The 13,418-nt window shown below is 39.9% G+C and carries 10 protein-coding genes; 1 reads left to right on the forward strand and 9 read right to left on the reverse strand.

Features of this window, described 5'->3' with window-relative positions; all coding sequences use genetic code 11:
• Positions 1–8 precede the first annotated feature (8 nt).
• The 8 genes from R2Q84_RS06490 to R2Q84_RS06525 all read right to left on the reverse strand — a co-directional run bounded on the left by R2Q84_RS06490 (position 9) and on the right by R2Q84_RS06525 (position 10,972).
• On the reverse strand, positions 9–3,155 hold the full coding sequence (locus tag R2Q84_RS06490) for a SusC/RagA family TonB-linked outer membrane protein (protein WP_316815720.1): 3,147 nt from the start codon (positions 3,153–3,155) through the stop codon (positions 9–11).
• A gap of 192 nt (positions 3,156–3,347) precedes the next feature.
• Positions 3,348–4,628 (reverse strand): acetyl-CoA hydrolase/transferase family protein, encoded by a 1,281-nt coding sequence (locus R2Q84_RS06495; protein WP_316815721.1) that lies wholly within the window; start codon positions 4,626–4,628, stop codon positions 3,348–3,350.
• A gap of 37 nt (positions 4,629–4,665) precedes the next feature.
• Complete coding sequence (locus R2Q84_RS06500; RefSeq protein WP_316815722.1) at positions 4,666–5,433, reverse strand: ABC transporter permease subunit; 768 nt, start codon at positions 5,431–5,433, stop codon at positions 4,666–4,668.
• 2 nt (positions 5,434–5,435) lie between these two features.
• Positions 5,436–6,140 carry an ABC transporter ATP-binding protein gene (locus R2Q84_RS06505; RefSeq protein WP_316815723.1) on the reverse strand — a complete coding sequence of 235 codons (705 nt, stop codon included), beginning with the start codon at positions 6,138–6,140 and terminating at the stop codon, positions 5,436–5,438.
• Positions 6,137–7,285: a nitrous oxide reductase family maturation protein NosD gene (nosD, locus tag R2Q84_RS06510; RefSeq protein ID WP_316815724.1), complete on the reverse strand. Its 1,149-nt coding sequence runs from the start codon at positions 7,283–7,285 to the stop codon at positions 6,137–6,139. The genes R2Q84_RS06505 and nosD overlap by 4 nt, the downstream gene beginning before the upstream one ends.
• Before the next feature lie 86 nt (positions 7,286–7,371).
• The gene (locus R2Q84_RS06515; protein ID WP_316815725.1) at positions 7,372–8,403 is read right to left on the reverse strand and encodes a nitrous oxide reductase accessory protein NosL; all 1,032 of its coding nucleotides are present in this window, start codon (positions 8,401–8,403) and stop codon (positions 7,372–7,374) included.
• A gap of 78 nt (positions 8,404–8,481) precedes the next feature.
• The gene (nosZ, locus tag R2Q84_RS06520; RefSeq protein WP_316815726.1) at positions 8,482–10,476 is read right to left on the reverse strand and encodes a Sec-dependent nitrous-oxide reductase; all 1,995 of its coding nucleotides are present in this window, start codon (positions 10,474–10,476) and stop codon (positions 8,482–8,484) included.
• A gap of 16 nt (positions 10,477–10,492) precedes the next feature.
• Positions 10,493–10,972: a cytochrome c gene (locus R2Q84_RS06525; RefSeq protein WP_316815727.1), complete on the reverse strand. Its 480-nt coding sequence runs from the start codon at positions 10,970–10,972 to the stop codon at positions 10,493–10,495.
• Positions 10,973–11,143: 171 nt separating this feature from the next.
• Here R2Q84_RS06525 and R2Q84_RS06530 point away from each other — a divergent pair, with 171 nt between their 5' ends.
• Positions 11,144–12,397 carry a hypothetical protein gene (locus tag R2Q84_RS06530; RefSeq protein ID WP_316815728.1) on the forward strand — a complete coding sequence of 418 codons (1,254 nt, stop codon included), beginning with the start codon at positions 11,144–11,146 and terminating at the stop codon, positions 12,395–12,397.
• A gap of 35 nt (positions 12,398–12,432) precedes the next feature.
• On the opposite strand, the gene ric is transcribed toward R2Q84_RS06530, so the two are convergent.
• Entirely contained in the window at positions 12,433–13,398 is a 966-nt protein-coding gene (gene ric, locus R2Q84_RS06535; RefSeq protein WP_316815729.1) for an iron-sulfur cluster repair di-iron protein, read from the reverse strand.
• Positions 13,399–13,418: the final 20 nt, after the last annotated feature.

Consider the following 13,418-nt stretch of genomic DNA (forward strand, 5'->3'; position numbering starts at 1 on the left):
TACTTGATTTAAAAGTTTGCATTTAAAATGAAGGTGTAACTGCGTTGGAACGGATAATAAATTCCACGCTGCATATCGGCCCCACCAATATCAAAAGCATTATTGACCATACATTTCAGTTCCAGTCTTTTGGCTTTAACCTTTTCGGCCAGTACCTTTGGCAACATATACCCCAGTAAAATTGATGAGCACTGGATTTTGTTATCATTTTCTACCAATCGGGTTGTTGCATAAGTTGACGAATTAAACAAGCCCTTATACTTAGCATTTGTCATACCTGGTACCCAACGTCCTGAATTAAAAACACGTGCATCAAGGTTATCATTCACACCAGCGTTTTCAATATCAGCCATAGTTTGATTATAAACTTTAGCACCAAATTGATAATTGAAAAATGCAGCAAAAGAGAACTGACGAAAAGTGGCCTCAGTACCAAAAGAACCAGACCAGTCAGGGGTTAAATTACCAGCGAATACCTTATCAGCTGCATCCCAGATCATAGTAGAGGTACCATCCTTTTTCTGAAAAATCTCTTTCCCCGACTGAGGGTCAATACCCAGTGATGGAACAGCCCAGATGGCAAATGGCGATCTGCCAACCACATACTTTGGCTGAATAATATTCTGAGGTTCAGCAACATCATTATAATCATTCTGATCATTTAAATATGGCCCGGAAGCGGTAATCTTATCCTTTGAATGAAATGCATTTGCCATAAGACTAACCCTCAGTTTATTCCTGTCTGATTGATAAACTCTGGCCATAACCCCCATTTCAAAACCTGTATTCTCTATTTCCCCATAATTGTCGTAATAAGAAAAGTTCTGGTATCCGCTGGAAGCAGGAGAATGAACAGGAAGTACCATTCTGTAATTCAACTGTCTGTATGTATTAAAGTTAAATGCCACACGGTTGTTAAAGAAAGCAGCATCTATACCAATATCTTGTTTAAATGTTTCGGGCGATTGCAGGTTTTTACTTGCATATCCTGTAAGGTAGGCACCTAAGCCAATTCCAATTGTCCCAAGGCCGCTACCAGTTGGTATATATTGCTGATTGGTATAATAATCGTAAGTAGTTCTGTTTAGATAAGATAAAAACCCCTGGTTACCGGAAATGCCGAAACTCCCTTTAATTTTTAAAAGATCGATCCATTTTACAGGTTTAAGAAATTCTTCATTGTTCACATTCCATGAAAAACCTATTGCACCAAAACCAGCACCTTTGTCCAGTCCGGAATAAAAGTCCTTTGACCCCGTAAGGTCAACCTGGTAACGACTATCATAGCTATAAGCAACATTACCAAAAGTAGAAGCATACCTGGTCATAATTTTACCACTTACCGGCTTTGGAATAGCATACCCGATCCCAAATCCAATGTCAGCCAGACGGTCGGCAGCAAACCCTCTTACAGCTATGCTTTCAGATTCACTGGATGTTTGCGACACGCTTTGGCCAACATTTACAAAAATGTGGTGCTTATTAAAATACTGCTGATACTGCAAACGGAGCCCTCCCTGAACATCCATAAATGAGTTGGAAGTATATTCATACAACCCTCTTTTAAATAAGTTATCGGGCGTAATGTCCTTAAATACGGTATGATTGGGTGGCAAAAAATAATTCAGTTCATCAGATTGTTTAGTAATACTTGCTACCCCATTCAATTGAAATCCGGAACCAATAATCCAGTTCAGATTGGTTAAATTGCTGAACCTTGCATAATCAATATGATCTAAAGTAGAAAGGCTTGCATTATAAGCCGGGTTTACAAAACTAAAAAGCTGGTCACCAATTGTATTTAACTCCACAATCTTTTGCACTTTTCCAGTTAAAGGGTCATTAGATTGCCAATAAGGGTTCATTTTCACATAACTATTAAATTCGCCATACTCAGAATTCGCCGCATTTGACCCCAGGTATGAAAATTTGTTATTGAAAGTCAACGCACCAAGACGGCCACCAAAATAGGCTCCCAGATCAAGGTTTTTTCTGGATGAACCTTTCATGACACCTTCTACATCATTGTAAGCTGCATTTAAACCATACACGATATCATCATTACCGGCATTTAAAGCCAGGGAGTGTTTTGTACCTACCCCATTTCGCAAGGGCATAGATAGCCAATCGGTATTCACATTATTATTATAGGCCTGATTATATCTGTTTAAGTAAACCGGTTCCAGGACTCCATTAAAAATTCCGGAGTTTTTCTCTATATCTAATTTCTGTTTTGACGATAAAGGCCTGAAGGAAGAAAGATCAGGACTGGCGATCTGAAGTTGTTCCGAGAAGGAAATTTCAAATTTGCCCTGAGGTTTATTGGTCTGCACAGCAATAACCCCATTACTGCCCCGCATACCATAACTTGCAGTAGCAGCTGCATCTTTTAACACGACAACATTATTTATACGGTTAAGATCGATATCAAGAATGGTTTGTGCTGAAACCTGGATCCCATCCAATAAAATTAAAGGTCCGCTATTTGAGCGTACACTGGAGGCGACATAATCTGCTGTCGACGGGGTCGTCTGCACCCCGGATATAACATTACCATTTATAATCCTGGCCGGGAAGGGGATACTAGTAGCACCGCGAAGCCGGATTTGAGGAAGCACATTAGGATCGTCCCCATTATTGTTGCTCCTCAACACAAATAGCGACGGTATATAAAATTTTAAACCATCAATCAGGCTAAGGGAGCTTACCTTCCGAAGGTTCTCTCCCGTTACGGTGGTTGCCGAACCGGAAAACAGCTCAACTGCATTTTGCGACAAACCAGTATTCACAAAATAGCCTCCTACTGATTTATCTGCTTTCATCAGGCGGACCGTTACAAAAGAGGACGTTATTTTTTTTCCAGTCTTGCTATATCCCGGTTTTGAAAGTATAATTACAGAATCGCTGTTGTTTTCAAAAACAACTATACCTTTACTATTGGAATATTTGGATTCCTTTCCCATTACAACCTGAACACTATCTAATAATCTAGAGCTCGAAAAATCCTTTACTGCGATAGTAATCTTTTTAGGGGAAAGAGTACCGACTACTTTTGAATCCGGCTGCTTTACCTCTGTCTCCTGAGCATCTGCTGATTGAACAGTCAGACAAGCTAAACCCGCAAGCGTTAATAAACAGTATACTTTTTGTTTCATTGAATCAAGTAATTGATAAAAGATTAATCCTCATGGTTTTCCCAAATCCATCAGGATATCAAAAGTATATTGCAGTGAAAGAAAATAAAATGGACAATAGGAATAATAGACTGGATTATCCTTAGAAAATAAAAAGCCTTTAGTCTTAAAAACTAAAGGCTTTTTACGAGGTTATTTTGGTTGATGAAGAATCTATATGGTTTTAAATCTGGTAAAATATGCCTGATCCAATTTCTCCCGATGATCCGGATGGGCTATTTCAATCAGCGACCTGGCTCTCTGTTTCAAGGATTGTCCGAATAAATTTACTATACCGTATTCCGTAACTACCCAATGAACATGCCCTCTGGTAGTAACTACTCCTGCCCCTTCCTTCAAAAAAGGTACAATCCTGCTGATACCTTTGTTGGTCTGAGAAGGTAAAGCAATAATCGGCTTTCCACCTTCTGACAACGAGGCGCCGCGCATAAAATCCATCTGCCCCCCAATCCCTGAATACTGATACGTTCCGATGGAATCGGCACAAACCTGACCGGTCAGATCTAATTCTATTGCGCTGTTAATTGCTGTGGCTTTAGGGTTCTGCCTGATGATACTGGTATCATTCACGTAACTAATGTCCATTACACGTACAGCAGGGTTATCATCAACGAAATCATATAGCTTTCTGGTGCCTGTTAAAAATGAGGTCACAGATCTTCCCCTATTCAATTTCTTTTCACTGTTATTGATCACGCCTTTATTGATCAGGTCAATAACACCATCTGAAAACATTTCAGTATGTAGACCCAGATTTTTATGATTGGTCAGATTTTTAAGGACCTGATCAGGAATACTTCCTATGCCCAACTGTAATGTTGCACCATCTTCGACAAGCGAAGCCACATTATATCCGATTTTCCCTACAATATCATTGACGTCTGAGCTGTAGTCTACCACAGGAAGTTCTGCATCCTGATAAACCAGGGCATTAAGCTTATCCACATGAATAAAACTTTCTCCATGCGTTCGGGGCATTCGATTATTTACCTGTGCAATTACAATTTTTGCAGTATCTACCGCAGCCCTCGCTATATCAACAGAAGTCCCTAAGGAACAATATCCATGAACATCCGGAGGGGATACCTGTATAAGTGCCACATCAATAGGCAAAATTCTTTTACGGAACAACTGAGGGATCTGGCTTAAAAAAATAGGTACATAATCTCCCCGGTCACTATTAGCTACATTACGGGTCGCAGCAGAAACAAACAAAGAATTAAAGAAGAAAGCCCGTCTCAACTCAGGCAAGTCAAAACCAACATCTCCCAGCGTAGTAATACTTACCAGTTCAACATTTTCAAGCTCATCAGCCCTTTGCTGCATCGCGTTAACCAAATAAACAGGGGTTGCGGCCCCTCCATGGATAAAGACCCGGTCTCCTGATTTGATAAATTGCGACGCCTCGGCCGCTTGTATAATTTTTGATTCCATATTTTACATCATATATTACTAATCTAAGATTCTAATCCTATAAATCTTTCTTGGAAAACTTTTTCAGCGATAAAAACAAAGGGATTACAATCCAAATCAACAATCCAAAAAAAGATAACAGAATTCCTGTCTGATTTCCAAAAAATTCTCTGAATATTGCTCCCGTATATCCCATCAAAGCCGAAATATCCATCTGCAACAAGATCTGAATACGACCTAAGTCAATTGGATTAAGAAAGCTAAAAAACACCATAGCCCTTTCCAGCGGATAATCCTGAAACTGAAACAGGAAGAATAAGACCAGGGCATCAAAAAGAAGTGAAAAATAAAGCCATAACAAAATGGAAAGGCCTATTCCCTTCGCCTTGTCACGGGTAACACCTGCAGCCAGCATCGCTATACTCACAAAAATAACGGTTAAAAAAAGTCCGGTTAAAATCATCATAATCCCGGTTGCATCACCATGATATAGCAAAATAGGAATACCTGCACCAATAAAAAAGGCGAGCGACAAAGAGGCCGCCAGTCCACCAAATAAACTTAACCAAATGGATTTCCTTTTTACAGGCTGACTAACCAGTAACTCTATAAATTCCGAACTATTATATATATATATTGTCGAAAAAATGATACTGATTAACGGAACGAGTATAAGAATGATGTTCAAAAGACTGAGCACCCCCTTAGCGGCATTACTTTCCAGGTTAAAAACACTTAAGGAAACCAATAGTAACAGAAACGTATAGATCAATACGATCTTATTCTGGACGATATCTAAAATTACATATTTTAATATTTTCTTCATCTCTAGGCGATCATAATTTTAGCGATTGCTTTTGCCAGCTTTTCTTCTCCTGTAGCTTGCATTAAAGCTGAAAGTTTTTTATAAAAAATCAACCTCCCATCCTGCATATAAAACACATCAGTGATCAGGTCGTCCAATTCACTTAAAACATGCGAGGTGATTAAAATCAGCTTTCCTTTTTCTTTCTCCAAAATGATTTTTCTCTTCAGCTTTTCAGAGGATACCGGATCAAGTCCTGCAGTGGGTTCATCCAGGATCAGCACATCCGGATTGAACAAAAATGCCAGGCAGGCACTAACCTTTTGCCGGGTACCTCCGGAAAGTGTATGCATTTTCTTATTCATGAGCGCATGCAGATCAAAACTTTCTATCAGCTCTTCATCCAGATGCCCCTGACACTCTTTTCTGATGTCTTTCATCATTTCAATGACATTCGCAATCGTCATATTCTCTGGATAACGGCCAATCTGAGGCATATAGCCTATCTGTCCGCGATACAACCACTGTTTACCAATAGATTGTCCATCGAACTCAATGGTTCCACTGTCCGGTACTACCATTCCCAGAATTGATTTGATCAAGGTCGTTTTACCACAACCATTAGGCCCCAGTAAAGCAATACATGCCCCTCTGTTAAAAGAAACAGAAATATCATTCAAGGCCTTTAACTTTCCAAATGTTTTCGTAATATTTTTTGCAGCTATCATAAAGCTATTGGTCTCATTAAGGGTTTATTATCTTTTAAATTTTCGGGTGTTACTCCGGGAAGGATTTTTTCTGTTCTATCCAGCAGGGAAACAATCAGGCTCCTGAAAAGCATCAGTGCGGCAGGGTTGCTGTCGATAATCATAGAGTACATACTTACCGGGTGATAAGGCACATCTCCGGTATTGTCCTTTAAGAGATCATATCCTTCATATTTGTCCCAATAGTTGCCAGTAAAAGTATTCAGCACCAATGAACCGTTCGTCCCGATGTCGAATGTATTTCCAATAAAATTATTTCTGGTAAAATCATTGTTGTCACAACTGGCCTGGATTTTAACAGCCCATCCGTTACGGCTAAAGCTATTTTTATACAACTTGATCCTGCTGCAGCCTTCCATGTGTAGCCCGACTGTATTTTTAGTAAAATGGTTACCTGAAATATCGCTGTCCGTGATGTCTTTCAATAAAATTCCATAAGCTGCATCTCCCCAGTTATCCAAAAAATGATTGTTATACATGTGGATGTGATTACTATACATAACCGCAACCCCAGCTTCATTGCGTTCAAAAATATTCGATACGTAGGTGTTGCGATTGGAAAACATAAAATGAATGCCATAACGTACATTTCGCGTACTTACATTTCTCCATATCAGGGAGTTTTTAACGAACTCAAAGTACAGCCCATCACGATGCCCTTTTATCTTATTCCCAATAATAACCAGGCTATCCGAACGCCAGCAATGAATTCCGTTTCCACTTTGCACTTCATCTTTCCCGTAAGCAGTTATGGCATTGTCTTTTATCGTACATCTTTTGCTGTTCTGAACGTAAATACCAAAATTGGTATCTTCCAAAATGTTATTAAGGGCTTTAACATTATAACTGTCGTAAATCATAATCGCCCCCAGGTCCCTGATCTCGGAACGTCCGGTATGCTGTAACCTGAACCCCTTCACCGTCGCATTTTTTGCTTTTATGGAAAGAATAGCGTATTTATTTTCGCCATCAAGAACCGGATAGTTTATACCACTTAAGATGATCTCTTTTTGAATAATGATGTTTTTCTCTTTGTATATTCCCGGATCAACAAGAATGGTATCACCATTATGTGACAAATCTACTGCCTTTTGGATCGACTTCACATTTCTCGTTTTACCGACTTTTATCGTCTTGGCACTTGTAGCAAAAACGCTGAAACAGCTAAACAATAAAATATATAGGAAGTTTCTCATTGGCTTGCCGGCATCAGTGTACTTAATTGTACCACACTCCCCTTTAAAGTCTGCGTAGCTGCCTTTAACTGTTTCTCCGTAAGGAAAGCAGCAACATCACTACCCATCGGCGACCTGAATGCTTCACTTTTAAACAAAAAAGCTTTCTCCAATTCAATAAAACCATGAGGTTCCTCATAGTCAACGAGGTACATCCGGGCGATATCAGCGTTTTTCTCTACATTTTCTTTCGTAAATGCTAAGAGACAATGTAAATCATCAAACTTATAAATCTTTCCTTTTTTGGTAATCAGTTCAGCTCCAAAGCGTTTATCTACCACTCCCATTTTACAAAAACTACAGGCATCCGTACCTACTTTAATAGGCTTAGGTTCAACGCTGCAAGAGGCCATTAATGTGATGAATGACAGGAGCAGCAGAACTGGCATTTTCGGTTTCATGATTGTGTGTTTTTTATTTTTAAATTCGAGTATCAATGTCATCATTAAACTAAGTCCTACAACGATAAATATCCAGCCACCTATATCCGGAACGGAGTAAGCACCAAAATTCAACAACTGTTTATAACCGATCAAAGGAGGTTGGTAACTCATCCCAGGGACATTAATGGCCGCATTAGGGTCCAGGTCATGTCCATACTGATATTCCCATCTCCAGAAGTCTGCCATAGCTACAACCCCAAAAATTACAAAAAGGATAAAAAGCCCCTTTAACCATTTCATAGTTCGCAGAAAACCGGCTACAGCCAATGAAAATACGGCAAAAAACGCGATGATATATGGCAATACCTTAAACTCCGGAAAATCTGCTGTGTGTAATGTTTTCATCCCTATATAGTGATTTAAACCATTGATAATGTCAACATTTCCTGCAAGCTTGTGCGGGTACATTTTAAGTACAAGTCCCTCAGGGTACTGCGGTGCCGCCAGTTCTATTTGCCATAGGGGAACAAAAAGTACAACCAGCAGGGCAAGTCCGCACACCAACACTATAATTCTGCTCACACCTGTTAATTCTGTAGATTTCATCGTTTAGGGTTCATGTTATTAATTAAACTTAAAACATGATGCAGGCAGTGAAAAAACACCGCCTGCATCATTAAGCTTTTACTTTTTGAGCGCTTCTTCAGCCGCTTCGGAATTTTTACCGAGGCTAAAAGAAATAGGTACTTTTGATCCTTTTGCCGAAACTCTCACATATCCCTGCATTTCCTGGTGTAAAGCACTACAGAAATCGGTACAGTAGATTGGGAATATCCCGGCTTTCTCAGGAACCCATTTTAAAGTAGTGGTTTCACCAGGCATGATCAGCAGCTCTGCATTTTTATTTCCTTTCACACCAAAACCGTGCGGCACATCCCAATCTTGTTCCAGATTAGTCACATGGAAATAAACTTCATCTCCAACTTTTATCCCTTCAATATTGTCGGGAGAAAAGTGTGAGCGCATCGCAGTCATATAAACATGTACTTTATTTCCGTCCCTGGTTACTTTAGAACTTTTCTCTCCCATAGTCACATAAGGATGTTTATTTTCTTCCAGTTTGAAGATCTTTTGTGAGTTTTTAGAGATCAGTTCAGCCGGAACCATCTGTGCGTAATGCGGCTCACCTATAGTAGGGTAATCCAGCAACAACTTCATCTTATCACCACTGATATCAAAAAGCTGTGCACTTTGAGATAATTCCGGTCCTGTTGGAAGAAACCTGTCCTTTGTGATTTTATTATATGCCACCAGGTACTTTCCATAAGGTTTTTTAGTATCTCCTCCAGGAATAGTCAGGTGTCCGGGCGAATAAAAAGTCGGCTGTCTATCCAATACCTTCAGTTCTTTTATATTCCATTTTACGATCTCAGAGGAGATAAAAAAGGTGGTGTATGCATTGCCTTTACCATCAAACTCGGTATGCAACGGTCCTAAGCCCGGTTTTTTAACCTCACCATATAGTGCAGCCTCATATTTTAACACCGGAATGCCCCCGTAGTCACCATCATATGTTTTATTTGTAATGGCCTTCTGGATTTTGCTGAAAGAAAATACCGGAATAAGTGCTGCCAGTTTTCCGCTGCCAACTATATATTCACCGGATGGATCCACATCACAACCATGAGGAGATTTCGGACAAGGAATCATATAAACCAGGTCAGGAAAGTCCCTCACATCAATTAATGTAGTTTCGGTTTCCATTTTTGATGTGGCACTATGAGTTACTTCGCTAAAGGTATTGTGTGCATAATTTGCTTTTACCTTTTTTCCTTTACCTTGTTTAACATACTCCTCTGCTTTCTTCCAGTTTACAGCAAGGATATAATCCTTATCACGTTTGGAAGCATTGACTTCCAGCAAAGTGTGTGCTTGTTCGGAATTATAGCAACTGAAGAAAAACCATCCGCTGCTGGGACCTTTGCCACTATGGCTCAAATCAAAATTCATACCTGGAAGTAGCATCTGAAAAGCAAGCTTCATCTCCCCGTTTGCAGGGGCAACACTGACAAAACTTAGTGTACCTTTAAAATTCTTTTTATAGGAATCAATGGGTACATCTCCGTCTTCATAATCCATAGGAACGCTAAAACGTGTTCCGGCAACTACGTACTCCGTATTTTCGGTAATAAAAGGTGAAGAGTGGTTTCCGGCACTGTTCGGGATCTCAATAATCTCTGCGGTCCGGAAAGTCTTCAAATCAATTCTGGCAATCCGGGGTGTATTGTTTTCATTTGCAAAAAGCCAGCGTCCATCAATCTCACCATTGGTTTGTGAAAGGTCAAGATGGTGCTGATCTCCCCAGGGAATTTCACCATGAGAGGTATTCAGCATAGGCTTGGTTTCTTCGCTGTATCCCCAGCCTTTTTCCGGGTCAACAGAAAATACCGGGATTACCCGTAGCAAGCGTCCGGAAGGTATACCATATACACTTACCTGACCGCTAAAGCCACCCGAAACAAAATTGTAAAGTTCATCGTATTTCCCGGGTGCTACATACACCCTTCCGGCAGCGTCGCTGCCTGTGGCATCTCCTGCATTCTTTGGTTTACAACCAGAAAAGTTCATCAGCATCAATAATGCCGTACATGAACACAATAGATATAAGGTCTTTTTCATATACATAAGATTTTTACTATTTAACACCGTCATTTTTTCTTAGAAACTCCAGAATGTCCCTGGCATCGCCATCGCTCAGATTCTGATTCGGCATACGCACCATGCAAATTTCAAGCATGGCCTGTACCTTTGGATCCTTATCGATCATGACATCGGTATTGGTCATGAAATTCATGATCCATTCCGGTTTATTACGCTTGGTAACACCTGCCCATCCCGGTCCCACTAACTTTTCGTCGGTAAGTTTATGACAGGAGATACATTTCAAATCCGCAAGTTTTTCACCACGAGCAGCCATTTCGGCATCCAGTTTATCACTAATCTTAACATCCGTAAATTTGCCTTCTCCCCTGTTTGGATCATAGCTACCTGTGCCTGCAGCCGGGGCTTCAGCAGCCTCGGATTGTCCGGCTGTACCGTTCGGATCAGAATTGCCTCCTCCTGCGCATCCTGCAACAAACAAGGCTATTGAAAACATTAAAAACAGCTTTTTCATAACATTTTATTGATTTATTTTATGATGTAATGTTACGGCTTTCACATCCCTCTAAATATGATCTCAATCATAATAAAGCCCTTTAAAAACATGATTCTGGTCATATTTTAAATGACATTTATTGTCTTAATTGAAGAAAATTAAAATAGCAGATTTATACTGCCCCATATCATGAAAATCATTGAATTCAACAGCAAAAAATGGATCAGGATCGCACTGATCAATTTCTTCATCGTCGCCCTGGCGGGTGTCATCTTAAGATACAAGATCAATTTCCCACTACCTTTCCTCAATCAAAAATTCCTGTTGCATGGTCATTCACATTTCGCTTTCGTTGGCTGGGTAACACTCGCGCTGATGGCTACGATGGTCAACTATCTTGACAAGTCCCGAGTGATGACCAGTTATAAAAAATACCATTGGTTACTAGGTGCCAATGTATTAACCGCATACGGGATGTTGTTTACCTTTATCATTCAGGGTTATGCCTTCTTGTCGATCACTTTTTCCACCTTATCTATCTTAGTATCCTACATTTTTATATATCACTACTGGAAGGATTTGCGTAGGATTAAAGAGAATAATCATATCAGCATCTGGTTCAAAGCTGCCTTAATTTTATGGGGAATCTCCTCTCTCGGTACATTCGGACTGGCCTATCTCATGAGCAGTCATACCAAGGTTCAGGAACTCTATTTTGCCTCCATTTATTTTTTTCTCCACTTCCAATACAATGGCTGGTTTATATTTTCATGTTTCGGATTGTTGTTTTCATACCTGATGGAAAATACCCCTTCAAACCTCATAAAAATTAGCAGAAAATTATTCCTGACATTGTCAATAACAGTTGGTCCCACTTACCTGCTTTCTATAACAGGCTTTAAAATACCATCATTTCTATTCTGGACGGGCGCAATTTCAGGTATAATTCAGCTCACAGCGCTTGTTTATGGCTATCAGCTTCTAAAAGCCATCAGAATTCGTCCCGATTTATCTTTAACAAAAATGACTACACTTTTATGGAGCCTGGCTTACACTTCATTTATACTGAAGGTCATTCTTCAATCATTATCCATTGTCCCTTATTTTGAAACTTTTGCCTTCAGCCTAAGGCCTGTAGTTATTGGCTACCTTCATCTGTGTTTTCTTGGCCTGATCTCATTTTTTATCCTGGGCTATTTCAATGCGTTATTAAGCAGTAAGCATATCAAATTAAACAAATCAGGATTACTACTTTTTATATTCGGAGTAATCTTACAAGAAGTGGTTTTAATGATCCAGGCTTTAAATGCAATCCTTAACGAACATTCCCCCAACACGGCTATTGTCTTATTTATCAGTGCCATCGCTATGGCGGTCGGTTTGGCAATGTTGATCAATTCCGGAAAACACAAAACATCAATTATAAAAAAAGCCATTGCTTAAAATGCAATGGCCTTCCCAAAACAGTTCTTCTGCAACTAATCTCTGTTGACTTCTAAATTCTTTTCGGCTGCAATGGCCCGGGGAAATAAGATGTTATTCTCAAGATGTACATGTCGGTGAAGGTCGTTCTCAAATTCATCCAATTTTTTATAGAGTATGGTATAAGAATTACATGCATCCGGAGGCAGACTGAAATTATTAGTAATTTCCCGGATCGTATGTAATGCCTCACCAGCCATCTCATGCTCCGATTCCATCATCTGGATAGGATTGGACACTTTTCCGAAAGTAGCCGCCGGAACTGCAGGCCCTCCCTGTTGCTGGACCGCAGACAACTGCTTGATAAATGGGAATAGAATTTTCTCCTCTTTGCTCATATGTAGCATCAGGTCTGCCCCTACCGCGCTGAAAAGCTCGGCTACACGTATCGCCTCAGGATGCTGACCACCGTGTACCTTCGCCACTTTATTTGCCAATTCCATAATGAATGGTGTATTTTCTTTCACATACTGATGATGGGTGTTGATGATGTAATCCGTTAAAAATCCGATATCCCATTTTGAGAAGTCATGTTCATTTGTTTTCGGATCATTGATCAATTTTTCCAGTTCTCTTTTTACTGCCGACGGATCAATCCCTTTTTTTTCACAAACCTCTGTGAGTGTTTTTTTTCCGCCACAACAAAAGTCAATCCCGAAATGCTTAAATATCTGTGCTTTTCTATAATCCTGAGTAACCATTTCGCCAATAGTTTCCTCATCATACTGGTGGTCCTTTTTAAAGATTTTCACTTTCCAGACTTCCGGACCTTTCTCCAGATAATCCCAGGTAAATGTTTCTCCCCGCTCCGCCAGCATCTGGTAATAAAGCGGCTTAGGATCATGGTCATTTTCAATTACAAAGGCTGATCCCGGTTGTAATTCATCATATATTTCGAAAATTCTGGGATGTTTTAAGCGTGGCTCCAAAGCCGTTACGTCTAATGTGGTCATTGCTTCCATATTCGTTGATTTTATTATAT

The sequence above is a fragment of the Pedobacter nyackensis genome, from assembly GCF_032678475.1.
Taxonomy (GTDB): Bacteria; Bacteroidota; Bacteroidia; order Sphingobacteriales; family Sphingobacteriaceae; genus Pedobacter; species Pedobacter nyackensis_A.

Coding starts and splice junctions, on each gene's coding strand:
- R2Q84_RS06500 (WP_316815722.1), bottom strand. CDS start 5,433: ATGAAGAAAATATTAAAATATGTAATTTTAGATATCGTCCAGAATAAG.
- nosZ (WP_316815726.1), bottom strand. CDS start 10,476: ATGAAAAAGACCTTATATCTATTGTGTTCATGTACGGCATTATTGATG.
- R2Q84_RS06490 (WP_316815720.1), bottom strand. CDS start 3,155: ATGAAACAAAAAGTATACTGTTTATTAACGCTTGCGGGTTTAGCTTGT.
- R2Q84_RS06530 (WP_316815728.1), top strand. CDS start 11,144: ATGAAAATCATTGAATTCAACAGCAAAAAATGGATCAGGATCGCACTG.
- R2Q84_RS06515 (WP_316815725.1), bottom strand. CDS start 8,403: ATGAAATCTACAGAATTAACAGGTGTGAGCAGAATTATAGTGTTGGTG.
- ric (WP_316815729.1), bottom strand. CDS start 13,398: ATGGAAGCAATGACCACATTAGACGTAACGGCTTTGGAGCCACGCTTA.
- R2Q84_RS06505 (WP_316815723.1), bottom strand. CDS start 6,140: ATGATAGCTGCAAAAAATATTACGAAAACATTTGGAAAGTTAAAGGCC.
- R2Q84_RS06525 (WP_316815727.1), bottom strand. CDS start 10,972: ATGAAAAAGCTGTTTTTAATGTTTTCAATAGCCTTGTTTGTTGCAGGA.
- R2Q84_RS06495 (WP_316815721.1), bottom strand. CDS start 4,628: ATGGAATCAAAAATTATACAAGCGGCCGAGGCGTCGCAATTTATCAAA.